The sequence below is a fragment of the Pseudocolwellia sp. G5-9 genome, assembly GCF_055808995.1.
Genome location: NZ_CM147893.1, coordinates 4,702,287 through 4,725,150 on the forward strand (window position 1 = coordinate 4,702,287; position 22,864 = coordinate 4,725,150).

At 36.0% G+C, this 22,864-nt stretch carries 15 protein-coding genes; 11 read left to right on the forward strand and 4 right to left on the reverse strand.

What is annotated here, in order from left to right; translation table 11 throughout:
• Window positions 1-94: 94 nt before the first annotated feature.
• The 3 genes from AC0L5Q_RS20515 to AC0L5Q_RS20525 all read right to left on the reverse strand — a co-directional run bounded on the left by AC0L5Q_RS20515 (window position 95) and on the right by AC0L5Q_RS20525 (window position 2,612).
• Complete coding sequence (locus AC0L5Q_RS20515) at window positions 95-697, reverse strand: TetR/AcrR family transcriptional regulator (protein WP_473613396.1); 603 nt, start codon at window positions 695-697, stop codon at window positions 95-97.
• Between the two features lie 295 nt (window positions 698-992).
• Complete coding sequence (gene yghU, locus AC0L5Q_RS20520) at window positions 993-1,862, reverse strand: glutathione-dependent disulfide-bond oxidoreductase (RefSeq protein WP_473613397.1); 870 nt, start codon at window positions 1,860-1,862, stop codon at window positions 993-995.
• Between the two features lie 105 nt (window positions 1,863-1,967).
• Window positions 1,968-2,612 carry a DsbA family oxidoreductase gene (locus AC0L5Q_RS20525; RefSeq protein WP_473613398.1) on the reverse strand — a complete coding sequence of 215 codons (645 nt, stop codon included), beginning with the start codon at window positions 2,610-2,612 and terminating at the stop codon, window positions 1,968-1,970.
• Window positions 2,613-3,108: 496 nt separating this feature from the next.
• Between AC0L5Q_RS20525 and AC0L5Q_RS20530 the strand changes: the two genes are divergently transcribed.
• The 9 genes from AC0L5Q_RS20530 to AC0L5Q_RS20570 all read left to right on the forward strand — a co-directional run bounded on the left by AC0L5Q_RS20530 (window position 3,109) and on the right by AC0L5Q_RS20570 (window position 18,080).
• Window positions 3,109-3,666 carry an acyloxyacyl hydrolase gene (locus AC0L5Q_RS20530; RefSeq protein ID WP_473618343.1) on the forward strand — a complete coding sequence of 186 codons (558 nt, stop codon included), beginning with the start codon at window positions 3,109-3,111 and terminating at the stop codon, window positions 3,664-3,666.
• A gap of 149 nt (window positions 3,667-3,815) precedes the next feature.
• A complete protein-coding gene (locus AC0L5Q_RS20535) occupies window positions 3,816-4,274 on the forward strand; it encodes a YehS family protein (RefSeq protein WP_473613399.1) in 459 nt (152 codons plus the stop codon).
• Between the two features lie 319 nt (window positions 4,275-4,593).
• Window positions 4,594-5,700: a sensor histidine kinase gene (locus tag AC0L5Q_RS20540; protein WP_473613400.1), complete on the forward strand. Its 1,107-nt coding sequence runs from the start codon at window positions 4,594-4,596 to the stop codon at window positions 5,698-5,700.
• A 5-nt stretch (window positions 5,701-5,705) separates the two neighbouring features.
• On the forward strand, window positions 5,706-6,575 hold the full coding sequence (locus tag AC0L5Q_RS20545) for a LytR/AlgR family response regulator transcription factor (RefSeq protein ID WP_473613401.1): 870 nt from the start codon (window positions 5,706-5,708) through the stop codon (window positions 6,573-6,575).
• A 272-nt stretch (window positions 6,576-6,847) separates the two neighbouring features.
• Window positions 6,848-9,514, forward strand: a complete 2,667-nt coding sequence (locus AC0L5Q_RS20550) for a family 16 glycosylhydrolase (protein WP_473613402.1) — start codon at window positions 6,848-6,850, stop codon at window positions 9,512-9,514.
• A gap of 72 nt (window positions 9,515-9,586) precedes the next feature.
• On the forward strand, window positions 9,587-12,583 hold the full coding sequence (locus AC0L5Q_RS20555) for a TonB-dependent receptor (protein ID WP_473613403.1): 2,997 nt from the start codon (window positions 9,587-9,589) through the stop codon (window positions 12,581-12,583).
• Window positions 12,584-12,761: 178 nt separating this feature from the next.
• On the forward strand, window positions 12,762-14,036 hold the full coding sequence (locus tag AC0L5Q_RS20560; protein WP_473613404.1) for a sugar MFS transporter: 1,275 nt from the start codon (window positions 12,762-12,764) through the stop codon (window positions 14,034-14,036).
• The gene (locus tag AC0L5Q_RS20565) at window positions 14,036-16,633 is read left to right on the forward strand and encodes a glycoside hydrolase family 3 protein (protein ID WP_473613405.1); all 2,598 of its coding nucleotides are present in this window, start codon (window positions 14,036-14,038) and stop codon (window positions 16,631-16,633) included. The genes AC0L5Q_RS20560 and AC0L5Q_RS20565 overlap by 1 nt, the downstream gene beginning before the upstream one ends.
• 913 nt (window positions 16,634-17,546) lie before the next feature.
• Window positions 17,547-18,080 carry a hypothetical protein gene (locus AC0L5Q_RS20570; RefSeq protein WP_473613406.1) on the forward strand — a complete coding sequence of 178 codons (534 nt, stop codon included), beginning with the start codon at window positions 17,547-17,549 and terminating at the stop codon, window positions 18,078-18,080.
• Between the two features lie 314 nt (window positions 18,081-18,394).
• On the opposite strand, the gene AC0L5Q_RS20575 is transcribed toward AC0L5Q_RS20570, so the two are convergent.
• Window positions 18,395-18,898: a hypothetical protein gene (locus AC0L5Q_RS20575; RefSeq protein ID WP_473613407.1), complete on the reverse strand. Its 504-nt coding sequence runs from the start codon at window positions 18,896-18,898 to the stop codon at window positions 18,395-18,397.
• Between the two features lie 1,546 nt (window positions 18,899-20,444).
• Between AC0L5Q_RS20575 and AC0L5Q_RS20580 the strand changes: the two genes are divergently transcribed.
• Both AC0L5Q_RS20580 and AC0L5Q_RS20585 read left to right on the forward strand, forming a co-directional pair.
• Complete coding sequence (locus AC0L5Q_RS20580) at window positions 20,445-21,938, forward strand: alanine/glycine:cation symporter family protein (RefSeq protein WP_473613408.1); 1,494 nt, start codon at window positions 20,445-20,447, stop codon at window positions 21,936-21,938.
• A gap of 12 nt (window positions 21,939-21,950) precedes the next feature.
• The gene (locus AC0L5Q_RS20585) at window positions 21,951-22,568 is read left to right on the forward strand and encodes a LysE family translocator (protein WP_473613409.1); all 618 of its coding nucleotides are present in this window, start codon (window positions 21,951-21,953) and stop codon (window positions 22,566-22,568) included.
• Window positions 22,569-22,864 lie beyond the last annotated feature (296 nt).

Below are 22,864 nucleotides of genomic sequence, written 5' to 3' on the forward strand. Positions count from 1 at the left end.
AGAGGGGGGAATGCTTAATTTATAATGTGCCTGCTGTTATTTGGTAGGCACACTTATTGTTTTTTATTTACGTTTAAGCGAATTTGTTATCGTTTTAATGAATGCCTATACCTGCAATCATACTATCAATACTGTATTCAAGCTGTGACTGTTCAATACCTGAACGAGCCATTGACGCTGTTCCTTTTAGTATAGTGTAAATACTTACCCCATTGGCTTGTGCGTTTTTATTCAATCCTAAGTTTATGGCTTCAACATCATTATTAAATAAGTCTGTATAAAGCTGGCTCGGCATTACATCGGCTTTTTTAAGTAATTCTTTGGCTTGCTCTGGAATGTCGCCACTAATCAGTTCTGACTGGCATAATGCTAGGTAGCATCCTTTCGATTGTTCAGAAGCACATTGCATCGACACAATAGACATCATGTGGTTTTTTAAGCGTTGTTTTAAAGTAATGCCTTCTTCAAATAAAAATTTAATATGAGGCTGTATTTTAGTATCAATATAACATTGTGTGGCTTTAACAAATAAAGTTTCTTTATTACCAAAAGCACTATACATGCTGGGTTTGTTAATCCCCATACGTGTTGTTAGGTCTGTGAGTGAAGCACCCACATAGCCTTTTTGCCAAAATACATCCATAGCAGCATTTAAAGCTGTTTTTTCATCAAATGATTTTTTTCTGCCGCTCGTCACAATGAATGATCCTAAATTAAAAGAGATTAATAACCAATCTATTGTACCTATCGGTATTTTTTAGTCAATATGGCTGACAGGTACATAAAGCTTGCCTAACTTATTGATAATTTAGACTCATTGAAGAAGCGCTTGAACAAAATTACTTTCACTTTAATACTTTTATAAGGGAGTAACGATTATTACAAAGCACAGCTTTGAATTGATATCGATCAAGAGCTATGAAATATGCATATTGACGGGTAACGGGTATAACTGGCGCTGTGTCGATAATAGTTACTTGATTTTGATGTTTTTAAATATCATTATTTTTAAGTTTTAATGCTAGCACATTGTCAATATCTTCAGCGCTATGGCGGTTTTCAAGTTGTTCCCATGGTTCGCCCCAAGTTCGGTTGATAATACATCCTCGTTGTACACTCGGACGTTCTGACATTGCTTGAGCCCAACGTTGAACATGGGGGTAATCATCAACCTGAAGAAATTCTTTTGCATCATAAAGATTACCTAATACCAAGTTACCGTACCAAGGCCAAGTCGCAATATCGGCAATACTTAGTTCATCACCTGCGATAAATTCATTTTTTTCTAACTGTTTGTTTAATAGGTCTAACTGGCGTTTAACTTCCATGGTAAAACGATTAATAGGGTACTCAAACTTCTCTGGTGCGTAAGAATAAAAGTGGCCAAAACCACCACCTAAATAAGGTGCAGCACCATGTACCCAAAATAACCAGTTAAATACTTGGGTTCGCTTAATGCCTCTTTCAGGTAATAAAGCATCAAACTTTTCTGCAAGATAAACCAAAATAGAAGCCGATTCGAATATAGGTTCAGGCATTTCATTTGAGTGATCAACTAAAGCAGGAATTTTTGAATTAGGATTAACCGCTACAAAACCTGAAGAAAATTGATCACCTTCGCCAATGTTTATCATGTGAGCGTCGTATTCTGCACTTTTACCTAATGCTAATAACTCTTCTAACATAATTGTTATTTTTTGGCCGTTAGGCGTACCCATAGAATAAAGTTGTAGGGCATGCTTACCAACAGGTAGGGTTTTTTCATGAGTTGAGCCTGAAACTGGACGATTAATACTTGCCCATTTGCCACCACTTTCAGTATCGTGAGTCCAAATATTAGGTGGTGTGTATTGGTTTTCCATTGTTACTTTCCTCGGCTTTGTTAAATGTTATAAATGTAGGTTTTTTCTATAAAACTATAGGCTTATAAGTTCTTGGTTATTAAGGTACTTTGTGATCATTAACCTTTAAAGTCCCGCGAGTTCTTTTAATACTTCTTCATAAGTACTTTGCGGATGCGCACCTGTTATCGCGCTATTACGATTGAATATTACTGTTGGTACGCTCGAAATACCTTGTTGCTGCCATTGTTTTTCTTGATTTGATACGCGAAGGCGGCGAGCTGTGTCAGCTAAAGCTAATTTGGACGCTTCGAGATCTAGACCTACTGCTTGAGCTTCAGCGAGTAATACGACACGGTTTGAAATATCTTTATGTTCAGTAAAGAAAGCCGCAAATAAACGTTGTTTTAGCTGATGCTGTAACCCTTGTTCATGGGCAAAGTCTAGCAACAAATGAGCATCACGAGTGTTCACCATTTTCATTTCTTCAAAATAGTCAAACTTAAAACCATATTCAGCACCAAGCGCACTAATATTATCGCGTGCTTTATTGCTGTCTTCACGGCTAGCACCATATTTACGTAATACATGTTCACGTAAGTTTTCACCTTGTTCTGGCATATTTGGATTTAATTCAAACGGTTGCCATTCAATTTCTATTCTTTCTTGGAGACCTAATTCATTAATAGCAGCTTCAAGATGTTTGTATCCAACGATGCACCATGGGCACACAATGTCAGAAACAATATCCAGTTTAATTTTATCGTTCACAGTGCCTATCCTTGTTATGTATTTTTATGATGTAAAGGAGACAGTAACTAATATATGAGCAAATTCGATCAATATCAGGACTTGGTATAAGCACACTATAGAACTACTTGAATAAACGTTCAAGTTTTGTTTGAGCGATCGTTTCTGTGTTCTCTTCATGGATGCAAAAGCGTTTTGTTAAAGGAAACTGTTTTTAAATAATTTATTTATAAATTTTAAATATCCCTTTGATTTGTACCTATCGGTATGTTAAATTTACGTCATGTACCGACCGGTCGGTCTTTATGCTGTATTGCTGATTCATACTATTGTTCTGTTAAATAAGTCCTGAAAATAATAGTAAACAAAATACAGCTATAGGGTGCCGTTGTTTTTAGCCGCGGCGTTGATTTAACTAATTTTTAGAAGGTGAGATGAATATTGAATGTGTCACTTATTTAGAAAGCATTTCAATAGTCATGTAAAACTTTTACAACAACTTAACTTGAATAACATGATGAAATTTATATCTATTAATTTACTATTATTAACAACGCTATTTTTAGCATCTTTTTCTTCAATATCAGCCCCTTACTCTAGTTCGAGTGCCGTTGCGGTTGATTTATTAGTTGGCTCTGACGATATTACTGGCTTACGTTTGGCGTATAGGCCTTTTGTATATGAAATTAACAATGTCCCTTATTTAGATCAATTGAATATTTATTGGGAAGTTAGTGCAAACTTTTGGGAGTTTGGTGATTTAAATCACCATGAAACTAATTATGTATTAGCGCTTTCTCCTGTTATAGGTAAAACGTTTTATCATCTTTACCATAAGTATCCTGTGCGTTGGGAGTTTGGTATAGGGGTGTCTTTGGTACAAGATACTCGGTTTGCAGGTAAAAATATTGGTTCACACTATCAATTTGAAGATAGGTTGGGGATTGCCGTTGATTTTGATAAAGAACGTAAGCAGTCTGTAGCTATTCGTTATATGCATTATAGTAATGGTGGTCTTAACAGTCGAAACCCTGGCGTTGATTTTTTAAATTTATCGTATGCTTATTCTTTTTAAAAAATAGCGATAAATAAATGTTTAATTAAAAATGAACCTTAGCTTTGTTAATTTTTATAAATGTGTAGGCGTAATACTCTCTAGATGAGTTATAATACCGCAATATTTTGAAAAACCTTTCAAAGCAATTTTACCTTCTAGGCAATTTAATGATAAATAATGTAACTCTTAAACGTGTGTGTAATATTTTTGATTTTAACAATGAGAAAATATGCGCTGTATTTGGGCTTGGCCAATGTGAAATATCAGCAGAGCAATTAACTCAAATTTTTGTAGAAAAAAATGATCCTACATATAAAGAGTTACTTGATGTTGAATTTGCTGGCTTTTTAAATGGTTTGATTGTGGATCAACGCGGCCCAAGCGACGGTCCTGATCGTGCTGCTGAAGTGAGCCTGAATAACAATGCAGTATTTAATAAACTTAAAATTGCTTTAAATCTAAAAGCTGACGATGTAATTACTGTTTTAGGATTAGGTAAAATAACATTGGATAAATATGAATTAAGTTCATTTTTTAGAAACGTGAATAATAAACATTATAAAGAATGCTCTGATGATGTTTTATCAGCGTTTTTAACGGGTCTTAAAACTCAAAAAGAACAGTAATATAATTATTCGTACGTTTAATTGGTTCCATCAACAAAGTAATAAATAACCATCTAATTTAGATGCTTAGTTTATTGCTTTGTTCTTTACGCTCTCTTTTAATTAAATCATTAATCTCTGTATTAAGTTATTACTCTTCTTTAGCTATGTTTACGCTTTTAACATGCATGAGTTGTCTTTCTAACTGCACGCGTTGTCGCAAAAACGCTTCTTTTCAGGCTATTTGATATATATTTAACGTATAGAGTTACTGAACTAGAGGCTAAAATTAAAGTTCAGCAGCCTCCATATTTATTAATTACATGGTTTAATTGATGTTATGAAAGTAAATAAAACAGCAAGTACGCTCGAATTAGGCGCACAATCATTTTCAAAACAAAGTCATCAATTTTGGACCTTACAAATTGCAGGTTGGCTGGGTTATAGCATTGTTGTGTTTTTAGCTATTATTAGGCCGCAATTAGATCTGCCTGAATTTAACCTTGCTAGGCAATTTACCAATTTAATATTAGAAACCTTAAGTGGCTTTTTATTATCGTACTTTCAGTGGCTACTCATTCGAAAAATAGTTCATTTACCTCTTAAACAAACCCTGTTTTATAGTTTTATATCAGCCGCTGCTTTGGGCTTGGTTTTCAATGTAATGAAGCTGAGTTTTTATAAAACAATTGTATATCAACAGCAGTGGAATGAAGCTTGGAATATGTTGGAGTTTGGTGGTTGGTTATTGTTTTCGTTAACCACTATGTTTGTTTGGACCTCTATCTTTTTTATTATGTTGTACAACACTAAGCTTCAAAAAGAGCATGAAATGTTGCTAAGAGCACAAACTTCAGCCAAAGAGGCTCAGTTAGAAATGCTACGCTATCAGCTAAATCCTCATTTTATGTTTAATACTATGAATGCTATTTCAACACTTATTTTTAAGCATGAGAATGACAAAGCTAATGAAATGTTAGATAAACTATGCGAGTTTTTTAGGTATTCTTTAGACAAAAACGACAAAAGCAAAACTACATTACAAAAAGAATTAGAGTTACTCGATCTATATTTTTCGATTGAAAAAGTACGATTTGGCCAACGGTTAAATGTTGAACTTAATATTGATAATAACGTTATGGCTTGCCAAGTACCGAGTATGTTATTACAACCTTTAGTTGAAAATGCAATTAAGTACGCTATTGAATTACGTAAAGAAGGCGGCACCATTACCATTCAAGCTAAAAAAGTAAATGAAAGGTTAGTGATTAAAGTTATTGATGACGGTCGAGAATTAAATAAAAAAATGAGAGAAGGTTTTGGTATTGGGATAACTAATACGAAAGCGCGATTAGATGCTATGTTTAATGGAGACTTTGATATAAATCTCGCCAATAGTGAAGAGGGCGGTGCAACTGTATTAATTTCTATTCCTTGTGAACAATAGGCTTAATGATGAATGTAAAACCCTTAACGGCAATAATTGTCGATGATGAACCCCTTGCATTAGAAGGGCTTCGCCTTCGATTAGAAAAAATCCCTGAAATACATGTTATAGCTGAAGCGAGTGATGGTGACCAAGCTATCCATTTGTGCCAAACATTAACGCCTGACGTACTTTTTTTAGATTTACGTTTGCCTGGGCTTAACGGTATTGAAGTGGTTCAAGCACTACAGTCAGACATTTTGCCTATGATTGTTTTTGTTAGCGCATATGGCGAATATGCAATTGAGGCTTTTGAGTTAAACGCTATCGATTACGTATTAAAACCAGCTAACTTAGGTCGACTTCAAAAAACGGTTGAACGCATAATGCAGCGTGCTCAGCCTGTTAACATTAATGGTAACTCAGAAAATCATAGTGAAAGAAACGCCGCTAAAGAGAAATATAAGTTACTTAAAGCATTGGGTGAAACTTCAGGCATTGCCGTATCTGAACTAGAAAATTGGTTAGGATCAGACAGCCCTTTACCGACCTTATTTAACCAAGAGCTAGTGATTAAAAATAATGATCATGAAAAAGTATTTGTATCCGTTAAAGACATTCGTTGGATAGATGCTGCGGGCGACTATATGTGCATTCATGACAGTAATGAAACACATATAGTTCGTATAACCATGAAAAAACTAGAAAGCCAGTTAGATCCTAAATTATTTACACGTATTCATAAGTCCACTCTCGTAAACATTAACTATATTAAGAGTATTAAACCTATGCGAAATAGCGAAAGTATTCTTGATTTAGGTAATGACGTTCACCTTAAAGTAAGTCGAAATTATAGCTCTGTTATTCAACAAATACTTGAGTCGAAACAGCTTTAACATTTCATCTTATTTTTGTATCGCTTTATCTCTTAATTTTTTTCTACACCAGCATTGCCGCATGGTTTAACCATGATGCCGCATTTCAATTGTTAGTTTTATTTATTTAAACCAAGATAATTCTAGGGAGCAATTTAAAATTAAATTGTTTATCTACAAGTTTGGTTGTTTTGTATTGAGTGTTGTTAGCTAAAAACTCTCATAAAAATAGTTATAAAAAATACAAGAATACAAAAAACGAACAAATAAATCGTGTGAACTCGGGGACATTTATGAAAAAAGCTACGCATAAAGCTATGTACAAGGTATCGCAGTTAGTTGCTTTAGTTTCAACTGTATCGCTATTAGGATGTGGCAGTGGTGCAGAAACTGAAACAAATACTCGCGCTGTTGATGTATCTCAACCCGACAGTGGTTGGAAAATGGTTTGGGCAGACGAATTTGATAGCTCAGCTATCGACAGTAAAAAATGGACACATGAAGTTAACTGCCAAGGCGGTGGAAATAGTGAAAAGCAGTGTTATACCGATAGCGCTGATAATTCGTTTATTACTGACGGAAAACTTAATATTGTTGCATTACCTGCTGAAGAAGGTGCTCAACAACCTTATACATCAGCACGTTTAATTACACGTTATAAAGCAGATTTTAAATACGGGCGTTTTGAAATAAGCGCTAAATTACCGAGCGGACAAGGAAGCTGGCCAGCGTTTTGGATGCTACCAACCGATGAAGTATATGGTGGTTGGCCAAAATCTGGTGAGATCGACATTCTTGAAACCGTCAACCTTAAAACAACTGATGCAGATGGAAACGTAGAAAGTACGGTTCATGGCACATTGCACTATGGTAAAGAATGGCCTGATAACGTTAATTCAGGAAAAGCCTATAACTTACCTAACGACTTAAACCCAGCAGATGACTTTCACACTTACGCTGTTGAATGGCAAGAAGGTGAAATTCGCTGGTATGTAGATGACTATTTATATGCAACTCAACGTAAATCTGAAGTTAGAACGAACAGTAAAGACGAAGCCGTTGGCTTGTCTCACAGAGGTTGGTTTACTGAAAACTTTGATAATGTGAGTGGCGAGCTAACAACTTTTTGGGAAAATGCTCCATTTGATCAAGAATTCTATCTTATTTTAAACTTTGCAGTAGGCGGCGACTGGCCAGAAAATGTAAATAACTTAGGTATAGACGCTGAAGCTTTTGCAAATGGCCAATCATTTGAAATTGACTACGTACGCGTATACGAATGTCAGCAAAACCCTGATACAGGTAAAGGTTGTGAAACTGTTCGTCCTGGTTACGATAGTTTAGAAGATGCACTAGTAGAAGGCGAAGCACCAATTCCTTCACCTCCATCAACGGGTATTGCGGAAAACTTAACTATTTTTTCTGGCACTGTTAACCCTAACTGGCCTGCATGGGATTGTTGTGGTGGGTCAACCCCCGCGATTGTTGCAGACGGTGAAAAAGGTAATGTTACGGAATTCTCTATAGGTGCAGAACCTACAGTAATGGGCTTTATTTCTCGAGATGCATTTATAAACGACGAAGCAGGTAAAGCAAGTCCGTTTGATGCCTCACCTTTAATTGAAACCGGTACCGTTTCGTTTGATATGAAAGTGGTGTCAGCGCCTAGTAATACTGATTCAACCTGGGTCGTTAAACTAGAAAGCCAAGAAGGGACAACTGCCGCAGAGTTACCTATAACCCAAAGTGTTGAAGGTTTAGCGCCAACAACGGGAGAATGGCAAACTTATACTTTTCCTTTGAAAATGCTTGCTGATGCAGGTTTAGACCTAAGTGCAATTGACGTAGTTATGATTTTTCCTGTATGGGGAGCAGGTGATGGGGCTGTATATCAAGTCACTAATCTAACCATAGCTTCAGATGAATTATCATCTCCAGAATTGGTACTTTTTGAAAATTCAGAAAACCCTAGTTGGCCATTATGGGATTGTTGTGGCGGTTCTACACCTACTGTTGAATTAGATGACGATGCTCATACTAATGTTTCAGAGTTTTCTATTGGTTCAGAACCAACAGTAATGGGCTTTATTTCAAGAGACCCTAATACAACTCAACCTGCTCCGTTTGATGCTACAGGTATTATTACTAATGGTGTTATTCAGTTTGAGATGAAAGTAGTTAACATGCCAAGCGATTCAAGCACTGATTGGATTTTTAAAGTTGAAACCGACAATGCAGCATCTGCTTTTGAAGTGTCTTTAACAACAAGTGTTGAAGCTACTGCTCCTGTTGAAGGCGAATGGCAAACTTATACTTTTAATTTATCTGATTTAGCAACGGCTGGTTTTGATTTAAGTGCTATTGATGTTCTTATGATTTTCCCAGCATGGGGCGCAGGTGAAGGTGCAGTTTACCGTGTTGATAACGTAAAGATTTACGATCCTACAGCTGAAAGTAATTCAGATGGTTTTGTTTTATTTGATGAGCAAGCTAAAGACATGTGGAGTATTTGGGATTGTTGTGGTGGTTCAACACCAACTCTTGAAAACGATGGTACTGAACATGGCATGACTGCTCAATTTGTTATTGGCGCAACACCTACTGTTATGGGGTTGTTAGCTGATGATGACGTTTATTTAGATGTCTCTCATTTATTAGCAACTGGCGTTGTTAAATTTGATATGAAAGTGATTACTGCACCAAATGATCCTGATTCAACTTGGATTTTCAAAATTGAGTCAGGTGATACAGAGACTGCGGTTGAATTACCTATCACGGCAAGTCAAGAAGGTGTTGCGCCTGTAACGGGTGAATGGCAAACCTATACTTTTTCTTTACAAACTTTATTTGATGCCGGTTTAGATATTAGCCAGATAGATGTTGTGATGTTTTTCCCTCTATGGGCAACAGGCGAGGGTGCTGAGTACCGAATTGATAACGTACTTATTAGTAACCCTTAGCCCAAGCCATAATTAAAAATCGAGCGGTATTTACTTCTCAATTCATATAAATTTTTAAAAAGTAGAGTCAATATGAAAAACATTAAATTTAAACAAAAACATATAGCGACATGTATCTCATTAATTTTAGCTTCAGGTTTAAGTCATAGTGTATTCGCTGAAGAAGCTGCATTAACTGAGCCGAAGGCTGAAATAGAAGTTATTGAAGTAAAAGGTATACGCGGCAGTTTAGTACGTTCAATGAATATTAAACGTGATATGTCGGGTGTTGTAGATGCTATTTCTTCCGAAGAAATGGGTAAATTCCCTGATACTAACTTAGCTGAGTCATTGCAACGTATTACTGGTGTTTCGGTAAGTCGAAGTAATGGTGAAGGTAGTGAAATTACAGTACGTGGTTTCGGTCCCGAGTTTAACTTAGTTACTTTAAATGGTCGTCAGATGGCGGGTACAGGTTTTACTCGTTCATTTAATTTTGAAAACCTGTCTTCTGAAGGTGTAAGTTCACTTGAAGTAATGAAAACAGCTCGCGCTGAAGTACCAACAGGTGGGTTAGGCGCAACAGTAAATATTGTTACTGCAAGACCTTTACAAAATCCAGGTCAGAAATTCTCTATTATGGCGAAAGGTATCCATGATACATCGGTAGACGCCGGTGATAGTATTACGCCTGAAATTGCAGGTATTTATAGTAATACTTTTGATGACGATCGTTTTGGTGTTTCAGCAAACTTTTCTTATCATCGTCGAGACTTTCAACGTCAATCAGCTAATGTTCGTTCTTGGGTTGTTAATCCGAGTTTGACGGTAGATCCTGAAAATATTATTGATAACCGTCCTTTAGATGCAGATGGTAATGTGTCAAAACAGTTTTATGACCCAACTGCAGGAGAAGGAGGAGAATACATTTCAGCTTCATTCTTCCCACAAGAACTAAGCTATTCAAGAGATGACATACAACGTGAGCGAACTAATGCTCAAGTCACTTTTCAATTTGCTGCAACCGATGACTTAATATTTACGCTTGATCACACAATATCTAACGCAGTAACGGGTACTAATGCGTTATCTTGGGGTGTTTGGAATGGTTCGTTTGGTGGAAATGCTAATGCTTATGAATTAGATGAAAATGGTACTGCTATTTATTATGAATCAGCTGGAGATGACGGCTCTTTTACTTCGTTTCGTGAGACTAATGAAGTTGATTCAAAAGCAACCGGTATTAATATTGAGTGGTTCGCAACTGATGACTTAAGCTTTACATTTGATGCACATAACTCAAAAACCACAACTGATAATGGTAAGGATGCAGGTTTAGGCGCAAATGCTAGAGTGATATTGGGATCTGCTGACCTTTCAAGTAAAGAATATTTATTTAAAGAAGGTGATGTTCCTGGTTTTAATATTAATTGGAACAATGGTTCTCAAGAGATAGACCCAAGTCAGATTGGTTCTAACTTTAGTATCTTTACTAGAACTCCAGCAGAATCTGAAGTTACACAAGTTCAGTTAGACGGACAACTTCTTTTAGATACTAACTTTGGTTTAGAAACTCTTAAGTTTGGTACCGCTTATACAAAACAAACATTAACGGGATGGGGCGGTTCAAATAATGCAAATGCTCCAGGATTCAACAATGGAACATATGCTGAAATATTCCCTGATAGTATGTTTGAAAGGGTTGATTTAAGTGATTTCCTTGATGAATTTTCTTTTGGCTCTAATGGCGTTCAACCTGCCTATGCTTATACCTATAACCTTGACGAAGCTTTCACAAGACAAGCTTTATTCTTAACTGAAGATGTTGTGGGAAGTGACGTTTATGAAGTAGGAAGTTTTGACGAATTCCCAGTGAATAAAGTGGAAGAAGAAACTATCAGTTTATATCTTTCAACAGCATGGGCTTTTGAGGTTAGTGGTTATGATGTGCAGTTAAATTTAGGTGTGCGTTATGAAGAAACAGACATTGTTAGCCCTGCAAAAAGCCAAGTAGCTGAACAAGTTTACTGGGCGGGTGGCTCTGAGTGGATCACAGAATTTGCGGGTGGTGGTGAGCTTATAGAAGTAGATTTTGAAGGTGAATACGATCTGCTACTTCCTATGTTAGATATCAAGGTCGATCTAAGTGAAGATTTAGTTGCAAGAGCGTCTTGGGGACAAACTATTACAAGGCCAACACTAGACTCTATGTTGGGTAACCTTAGCTTAACATCGTCTCCTAAACTTAACTCGAGAAGTGGAAGCCGTGGTAATCCTAATTTAAAACCATTTAAATCAACGAACTTAGATCTAACTCTTGAATATTACTATGACGATGCAAGTTATGCTGCCATCGGCTTGTTCTGGAAAGATGTTGATGACTGGATTGATAACACTGAAGTTAAAACAACTTTTGAAGGTTTACATGATATTTATTTAGGCCAACGTTGGAATAATGCTGTAACTGCTATTGAAGGTCGAGGAGAGCAAGCTACTGACTCTGCTATCTACAATGAAATAGTAGCCAATGGTGTAGGTATCGGTGAAAACAATCGTGTATTACCTGATTCTGCAACTGATCCATTAATTGAATGGACTATTGGCTCACCTGAAAACGTTGGTTCACGTAAAGTAAATGGAATTGAATTAGCTGTACAACATTTATTTGGTGACTCAGGTTTTGGTGCTGGCTTTAATGCCACTTTTGTTGATGGAGATGTGGAATATGATAACTATATTCTTGCCTCTCAGGCTGTACTTTCGGGCTTAAGTGACTCAGCTAACCTGCAAGTTTTTTATGAGAAAGACGGCTTGTCTGTGAAAGTAACAGCTGCATGGCGTGACGAGTATTTGATTGGTCAAGGGTTACCTGATGCTGCAGGAACACCTCCACAATATGAAGAAGAGTACCTTCAGTGGGACTTAAGTGTTAATTACGAAGTTACTGACAAAATGACAGTGTTCTTTGAAGGCATTAACTTAACCAACGAAACCGAACGTTCATTTAGTCGTTTTGAAAGTCAATTCTTAGATGCCGCTCAATACGGACCAAGATATGCAGTTGGCTTTAGATACACTATGGACAATTAATCGACACTTAAGTTTAAGGTGGCTTATTAAAATAAGCCACCTGTTGTAGCTTGCGCTTATACGTAATGTAAGCGCACTTTCTTTCATCGGTGGACTGGTTGTTTAGCGGTTAAATTATTTCTATCTGCATAAATATAGGCAGCCAACATCGACTTATCTCAATATAGGAACTTATCTTATGGCTGGACATTCGGTCATTTTAGATCAAAACAATACTACGACTAATATTGGTTCGCCGAGTCAAAATCGTTTTGCTCTGATCTCATTAACAACGTTGTTTTTTATGTGGGGCTTTATTACCTGCTTAAATGACATTCTTATTCCTCATTTAAAAGCAATTTTTGACTTAACGTATACCCAATCAATGCTGGTGCAGTTTTGTTTCTTTGGTGCTTACTTTTTAGTGTCGTTACCGGCAGGGCACCTTGTAAAAAAAGTGGGTTATCAAAGAGGTATTGTTGCTGGATTGGTAGTTGCGGCTTTAGGCTGCTTGATGTTTTATCCTGCTGCGTCAATGCATAGCTATCCTATGTTTTTATCTGCATTGTTTGTTTTGGCAAGTGGTATCACTATATTACAAGTGTCGGCTAACCCTTATGTTACTTTACTTGGACCAACAGAGTCTGCGTCATCACGCTTAACTATGACTCAAGCATTTAATTCATTAGGTACCACAATAGCGCCATATTTAGGGGCTTTGTTTATTCTTAATGAAGCTGCCAGTTCTATGGCTGTTGCACCTTCAGCAGACTCAGTAAAAGTTCCTTACTTAATACTAACGGCCGCTTTGTTATTGCTAGCCGCTATTTTTGCTTGGTTAAAACTTCCTCATATCAGCAGTGCTGAAACGGCACCTAATGAAGTGGTATCAGGCTCTGCTTGGCAGTATCGTCATTTAGTTTTAGGAGCTCTGGGGATCTTTGTTTATGTTGGCGCAGAAGTGTCGATAGGGAGCTTTTTAATTAACTTTTTTGGTGAAGCCAATATTGCAGGTTTAGAAGAATCTCAAGCGGCCAAGTACTTAACCTATTATTGGGGAGGCGCTATGGTGGGGCGTTTTATTGGTGCCGCTGTAATGCAAAAAGTATCAGCGAGTAAAGTGCTTAGTTTTAATGGGACTTTTGCTGTTATTTTAGTGTCTGTTGCTATTTTGACAAGCGGTAGTATTGCGATGTGGTCGATCCTTTTAGTGGGGTTATGTAACTCGATTATGTTTCCTACGATTTTTAGTTTGGCGTTAAACGGCTTAGGTAAGCACACCAGTCAAGGCGCTGGCGTTTTATGTCTAGCCATCGTTGGTGGTGCTATTGTGCCGTTACTTCAAGGTGTTCTTGCTGATATTGTTGGTGTGCAATTGTCATTTATTATCCCTGTAATTTGCTATAGCTATATCGTTTATTACGGCATGAGTGGTGCTACACCAACCACAGACTTAAATCAGGAGCGCACGTAATGATTAAATTGACCTATGCAATTCTATCTGCAGCAGTTTTATTTGGTATACAGGCCTGTAACTCAGTAACTAAAGATAAAGTAAATAACAGTGAAGCTAGTGCGGAGTTATCAGATAAATCATCCTCAATTTGGCCAACAATTATTTCTGAAGTGAAAACAGATGTAGCTCTTGAGCAACAAGTAAAATCTATGCTGTTGACTATGACATTAGAGCAAAAAGTTGCACAAATGATCCAACCTGAAATTCGCGATATTACACCTGCTGATATGCGTAAATATGGTTTTGGTTCGTATTTAAATGGTGGTGGGGCATTTCCAAATAATAATAAGCACTCTACACCACAAGACTGGATTGCCTTGGCAGAAGAAATGTATCAAGCCTCAATTGACGACTCATTAGATGGAACAAGGATCCCAACCATGTGGGGCACCGACGCCGTTCATGGTCATAATAATGTTATTGGGGCGACTTTATTTCCTCATAATATTGGTTTAGGTGCGGCAAATAATCCTGAATTAGTCGAACAAATTGCCAAGATAACTGCTACCGAAGTTATGGTAACGGGCATTGATTGGGTTTTCGCACCAACCGTTGCTACAGTTAGAGACGACCGGTGGGGTAGAACCTATGAAGGCTATTCTGAAGATCCAGATATTGTAAAATTATATGCTGCTTCAGTTGTTAAAGGCTTACAAGGTCATGCGGGAAGTGACTTTTTAGGTGACGACAGAGTTATTAGTACCGTTAAACACTTTATTGGCGATGGCGGTACTATAGCGGGTAAGGATCAGGGAAATAATCCATTATCAGAGCAAGATCTTTATAAACTTCATGCACAAGGCTATGTCAGTGGATTAGCTGCGGGTGCTCAATCAGTAATGGCATCATTTAATAGCTGGAATGGTGAAAAAATTCACGGTAATCGTTATTTACTAACAGAAGTACTTAAAGAAAAAATGGGGTTTGACGGCTTTGTTGTAGGTGATTGGAATGGCCATGGGCAAGTTAAAGGCTGTAGTAACGAAAGCTGCCCACAAGCAGTAAATGCAGGACTTGATATTTTTATGGTGCCTACAGATGCATGGAAGCCGTTAATGGAAAACACCATCAAACAAGTCAACCAAGGTGTAATACCTATGTCGCGTATTGATGATGCTGTTACACGGATATTACGCGTTAAATTTAGAGCTGGTTTATTTAAAAAGCCAAGCCCAGCTAAACGCTTATATTCTGGAAAAACAGAACTCATTGGAAGTGATAAGCATCGTCAAGTTGCAAGACAAGCAGTACAAGAGTCTTTAGTGTTATTGAAAAATAAAGGTAATTTATTACCTTTATCGCCAAAGCTTAATATTTTAGTTACTGGAGATGGCGCGCATAATATTGGTAAGCAATCGGGTGGTTGGTCTATTACTTGGCAAGGTACAGGCAATACCAATGCAGACTTTCCTGGAGGTACTTCAATATTTGAAGGTATTGCAAATCAAACCTCTAAAGCGGGTGGTAAAGCTGTATTAAGTGTTGATGGACGTTACGAAGAAAAACCTGACGTGGCTATTGTTGTATTTGGTGAAAACCCTTATGCAGAAGGGCAAGGCGATTTAAAAGACCTTAACTTTCAGTCTGTTGACGAAAAATCGCTAACCTTGTTAAAGAAATTTAAACAGCAAGGTATACCCGTTGTTTCATTATTTATTAGTGGTAGACCTATGTGGGTAAATGCTGAAATTAATGCGTCTGATGCTTTTGTTGCTGCTTGGTTACCTGGCTCTGAAGGTGAAGGTATTGCCGATGTTATTTTAGCTGACAGCAATAATAATATTCAGCACAACTTTAAAGGTAAGTTGTCGTTTTCATGGCCAAATGAATCTAATCAAACCACAGTTAATCGACATGATGAAAACTATAACCCATTATTTTCTTACGGTTTTGGTTTGTCTTATGGCGATAAAGATGTGCTAACAGATACTTTAAATGAAACGGTAAGTCATACTGATTCAGTTGTTAAAGATGGAGATACTGTTCGAGCAATATTTAAAGATTCAATTAAAAAGCCTTGGTCGTTATGGTTGTATTCAGGTACTGAACAGTTAGCCGTTAATGCTAATACACATAAACTATCAGGTATTAGTTATCGAACCGTTGATAAAAGAGTGCAAGAAGACGCCTTTAAAATAACGTTAAATGATAGCGATTTAACAAGCAAAACAGCGAAGAGTTATTCTGGAATGTTTATTAAAAATAATAGCTCATTAACTGAAAACCTTAATATAACATCATCAAATAAATCGGTTTTACAACTTAGTGTGAATCTTGTAAGCAAACCATCTGATGAGGTTTTTGTGTCAATGTCTTGTGAAGGAATAAATAAATGTGGGTATAGCTACAATATTACCCAATATTTAAATGAACTCTCGATGAATAAATGGCAAACGATATCTATAGACTTATCTTGTTTTAGTCAAAATGGAATGGACTTTACTCAAACAACAGAACCTTTTGGGCTTTCATCAAAGGGTAAGTTAGAAATAAGCATTGCAGATATTGTTATTAAGCCTAAAACAAATGATGGCTTATTTCTTAGTTGCCCGTAGCTCTTTAATAAGCGCATTTTTATAAATAATAAAGAAAGTTAATAAGGTGATATACCCATAACCAATCAAGATGCTTATTTCATAGCTTTTGAGCGATATGAATTCAAGGCAATGCTTTGTAATAATGGTTGTTCCCTAAAAGCATTAACGAAGAAGTGACTTTGCTCAAGTGCTTCTTCGATGGGTTTAAAAACAATTTATGGGGCTTATTAATTTTAGTCAGGTTTCTACATGGATGTAGGACAGTTTCTTATACACACGTTTCCAAAAGCTGTTGAGTATGATCTAATACACCTCATGTGAAACTTATTTTATCAATACAATGCAGCAACTCACTTCTCAACAATGGGCTGAACAAGTATATCTCTTCTGAGGCTATTGCTGAAGCAGGATTTAAACACACAAGTGAACAGCTCCAATACGTACCACTTGTTATCATCATTCAAGATACCACCGAATTAAGTTACGAGCATAATGTCACTCAAGAGCTCGTAATGTAATTAACTCAAAGGCAGCAACCAGTCGAAAGCGCTCCTTACATGCTCACTCAACATTAATGTTAGACGCACATTCGGAAAAATATCGGACTTGCCAATCAACAATATTGGTTTAGAGAAAACAAAATTTATACCCTAAATATCAACATGCTCGTGTTACTATTTTTTGTATTTAAGGCATAAACCTGACGTATTCTTCATTCTACTTCTTTCTTCTTTTTAGTCTGGCTAAATCCCTCCTGAATAAATGATTATTATGGTACTGCTGTTATTTTTGTAACAAAACGGGGATATTTTTTAATACTCGCTATAATAGTAGAATGATCTAGAAAATTTTATTACGTAAACTACGTTAAAGAACTTTACCTGAAGTGATGTTAATTATGGAAAGTGAATAGATTTTAAGAAGGATAAGTATGAAATTCGTCTCCAAGTACGCTTTAGTTATGGTGGTTGGTATAGCATTAAGTGCTTTAATTGTTCTACCTAATCAAGCGCATACAATGCAAGCACAGCAGGGCACATTAGATATTGTCGGAAATGAAGTGTTTATTATGTTATCGCTACCTGTTTCAGCTTTTAAAAATATAGATGATGACCGTGATGGAAATTTATCGCAAGAAGAGTTTGATTTTCATCAGCAGTCTATTGTAAATACTATTAAAAAACACATTACACTTAGCGATACAGAAGGTGCTTTAGCGTTACAAGAGCTTCTAATTAAACCTATTTTAGGCCATAGTCATGGTCGTAAAACAGAGCCTGCATTACAGTTGACTCTGACAGGTAAATTTATATTAAAAGATATACATTCACCTTTAACTTTTTATATTGATTTGTACGGAAAATATACAAAAGAAAAATCATTTAAAATTACCGTAACACGTAAACTTGATAACACGAAACAAACTTTCGAACTAACACCGCAGCACTCCTTACAGCAGTTATAATTTGAAAAAAATTTATATCAAAAGGTCAAACGCTCTAAAATAAATGACATTTATTGTGTTATATAACCGAAAATTAGAGTCTAGGTTGAGGGGAGTATTTTACAGGAAAGGTATTCATTTTAAGAAAGGTATTTATTAAAAGAGTTGTGAGGTAGTAGTTATAAGGTGGTAATCTGTTAGCTTACACTCGGTATTTAACTAACAAGTTTAAGTTTTACCACCTTATTTTCTAACTATCACTCACACCCTTTGCTGTCGAATGAATAGAATATTTATTGTTATTATATTTTTAAACATATTATTCCTCGTAATATTTAGTCTGCGTAGGTTGAGTAGCTAGTATCATCACTTAATTCAACTTTACTGCTGATTAATGATAAATTTTCTTTAACTAATGGGTTACTGTCTAAAGATTTAGCAAAAGCTAAGTCGCTCATTGCACCAACCATATCATCTTTTAAGTAACGAGCAACCGCACGGTTGTTGTAACTAATAGATTGTAAGTAACGCATTTTTTTACTATTCGTATCTAATTTTTTTGCACTTCTGATTGCTGCTGTACAAGCCGTTTCAGACATTTCTTCGTTATTCGACTTTAAGTAAGCTACACATAATGTAGTGCTTTCTTCAAAATCTTGGTTCTTACTAGAAAGGTTAGCAATAGCTTCTTTGTATTCACCGTTAAGAATTGATTCGCTATCTGTAGCATCTTTAATTACAGCAACTTTAAGGTTCGCTTCACTAGCTATTGCTGCTAATGGGGCCGTAAGTATTGTCGAGCTAATCAGTGTTGTTAATAATAAAGGTTTAAGTTTCATGGGTATTCTCCGTTTGTTTAATGCCATCACCGTGATGACGGAGTAAATGTAATTAATTTAAGTGAGTACGACAAACGATTAAAATAAATGCCATGAGTGAAGAAAATTCATCTTTAATGTTTATCTAGTTTCTATACTTACTGGTTATTCTCTTGGGGCTGCATTATTTTATGAACTATATATAAATTTTTTATTGTTATTTTTTATTAAGAAAATTTTTATAGGGAGGATAAATTTAAGGCAAAAAAAAGGGTATCCGAAGATACCCAAAAATTAAACAAATTCAAACAAAACAACATTTCGTTAAAAGAAATCGGGGAGATTTCAAAACAAGTTCAGCTTACCTATGCGTAATATTGAACACAAACGGGAATTTATCATCCAACGGTTTAATTTTATTCACTTATATTGTTTCGTTGCATTGTCTTTAGTCACTTCAACTCGACTAATGTGTAGATCATTTTGAATAAAAAATAAATAAGTGAGAAATAAAACAACAGGCAAAAAAAAGGGTATCCGAAGATACCCAAAAATTAAACAAATTCAAACAAAACAACATTTCGTTAAAAGAAATCGGGGAGATTTCAAAACAAGTTCAGCTTACCTATACGTAATATTGAACACAAACGGGAATTTATCATCCAACGGTTTAATTTTATTCACTTATATTGTTTCGTTGCATTATCTTTAGTCACTTCAACTCGACTAATGTGTAGATCATTTTGAATAAAAAATAAATAAGTGAGAAATAAAACAACAGGCAAAAAAAAGGGTATCCGAAGATACCCAAAAATTAAACAAATTCAAACAAAACAACATTTCGTTAAAAGAAATCGGGGAGATTTCAAAACAAGTTCAGCTTACCTATGCGTAATATTGAACACAAACGGGAATTTATCATCCAACGGTTTAATTTTATTCACTTATATCGTTTCGTTGCATTGTCTTTAGTCACTTCAACTCGACTAATGTGTAGATCATTTTTAATAAAAAATAAATAAGTGAGAAATAAAACAACAGGCAAAAAAAAGGGTATCCGAAGATACCCAAAAATTAAACAAATTCAAACAAAACAACATTTCGTTAAAAGAAATCGGGGAGATTTCAAAACAAGTTCAGCTTACCTATGCGTAATATTGAACACAAACGGGAATTTATCATCCAACGGTTTAATTTTATTCACTTATATTGTTTCGTTGCATTATCTTTAGTCACTTCAACTCGACTAATGTGTAGATCATTTTTAATAAAAAATAAATAAGTGAGAAATAAAACAACAGGCAAAAAAAAGGGTATCCGAAGATACCCAAAAATTAAACAAATTCAAACAAAACAACATTTCAATATAAAGAAATCGGGGAGATTTCAAAACAAGTTCAGCTTACCTATGCGTAACATTGAACACAAACGGGAATTTATCATCCAACGGTTTAATTTTATTCATCTATTGCTTTGTTTTTTATCTAATTATCTTTTCTACTAAATTAGTCAATTTAATAATGAAATGGGTATAATAAGTGAAATGCACATAATAATAGGATGTTGGATGAAGCAACTAGCCGCTAGTATTGTTTTATTACTTTTCAGTGTGAATACTCAAGCCGAAAATTTATCGATAGATCAACAAGTTGATCAAATGCTTCAACCCATCGCCGATGTATTTACGAGTATAATCTTTTATACCGTTAATATTGGTGGAGTAGACGCGCCATTAATTGTTATGTGGCTTATTGTTGCTGCCGTTGTGTTTACTGGTTATTTTGGTTTCATTAATATTAGAGGCTTTAAACACTCTTGCCGAGTTATTCGAGGAGACTTTTCTGATCCAAACGATCCCGGTGAAACTACTCACTTTCAAGCATTAGCTACCGCTATTTCTGGCACGGTAGGTTTAGGTAATATTGCAGGGGTTGCTATTGCTGTTTCTATTGGTGGACCCGGTGCTACCTTTTGGATGATGCTGGCTGGCTTTCTGGGAATGTCGACTAAGTTTTTAGAGTGTACATTAGGGGTAAAATACCGACACATAAACGCCGCAGGTGAAGTACGTGGTGGCCCTATGTATTACTTAAGCGAAGGTCTATCACAACTAGGTCATCATAAATCAGGTAAAGCACTCGCTTACTTTTTTGCTGTTTGTTGTATTGTTGCTTCGTTATGCGGTAGTAATATGCTGCAAGCTAACCAAGCTTATCAGCAGTTTGTAAGTGTATTAGGTAGCGAACAAGGTTTTTGGGCAAATAATGGTTGGGTATTTGGTACCATTTTAGCTGTTATTATTGGTGTAGTTATTATTGGCGGTATTAAAAGTATTGCTAAGGTTACTGAAAAAGTTGTGCCACTAATGGCAGGTATATATTTATCAGCGGCTTTATTTATTTTGGCTTACCATTATGCCGAAATACCTCATGCATTTTCCCTTATTATTGAAGGTGCGTTTAATCCTACAGGCGTTGTAGGTGGTATGATTGGTGTTATGTTGCAAGGCTTTAAACGTTCAGCTTTTTCAAGTGAGGCTGGTATGGGCGCGGCATCTATTGCCCATGCAACAGCAGCAACTAAAGAACCTGTGCGCGAAGGTTATGTTGCCTTAATTGAGCCATTTATTGATACCGTGGTTATTTGTACTATTACCGCACTGGTTATTGTTATTACCGGAAGTTATCAAAATGTAGATGGTATTAGTGGTGTTACTTTAACCTCAAACGCATTTGCCAGTGTGATTTGGTGGTTCCCTTACGTGTTAAGTGTATGTGTTTTATTGTTTGCTATTTCAACTATGATCTCTTGGGCTTATTACGGTTCAATTGCATGGGCTTTTGTCTTTGGTGAATCTAAAAAATTAGCTATGTTGTATAAATTGATTTTTTGTTCGGCAACCATTATTGGAGCTTCAGCAAGTTTAGGTGCTATTATCGCAATTTCAGATTCTGCATTTTTCTCAATGGCAATCGCGAATATTATTGGCCTTTATTTACTAGCACCTCAAGTTAAAAGAGATTTGAAAAAATACCAAAATACCTACTGTGAAAATAAATAAAGCGAGCTAAACGTGTTTGATTCGTCAGTATTATTGGTGTTTATACCTACATTCTTTTTTGTGTCCATAACTCCTGGTATGTGTATGACCTTGGCAATGACATTAGGCATGAGTGTAGGTATTCGCCGAACAATGTGGATGATGATTGGAGAACTTATCGGCGTTTCTATTGTTGCTACTGCTGCTGTTATTGGTGTCGCGAGTTTAATGCTAAATTATCCTGACGTGTTTGTTGCATTTAAATGGATTGGTGGTGCTTACCTTGTTTATATTGGCGTTAATATGTGTCGCTCAAAAGGTAAAATGTCTGCCTCAAAAGGTCAACAAACTAGCATCAAAAGAAGTGCCTTATTCTATCAAGGGTTCATAACCGCCATAGCAAACCCTAAAGGGTGGGGATTTATGGTTTCTTTATTACCTCCCTTTATTAACGCCAATTACAACCTTGCTCCTCAATTATTAGTATTATTAAGCATAATAATCTGTACTGAATTTATCAGCATGATGGCTTATGCCACGGGTGGGAAAAGCTTACGCTTATTTTTAAACCGTGGTGATAATATTAAATGGATGAATATTATTGCAGGGGGCCTAATGATATTAGTTGGTATTTGGTTGGGGTTTAGTTAATTTTTTATATGATCAAAATTTTTTTGTAAATAACCTCAGCTCGGGATAAGCAAAGTTACTCAACAAGCTATTTTTATGCCTAACTTCGTTGAATTTATTACTAATAGCCAGCTATTAGATAGAAAAATTCGCCTTGTTATACACAAAAATATCAATGTTGAGGACTAATATAACTTAGGAAAACAACGATACAGATTAAGATTTTGATAAATAAGAATTTTAATTCATTATCTAACATTCATTAACCCGAGTTGAGGTTAAATAGGTTTTATTTTTACATACCATTCTACATGGTA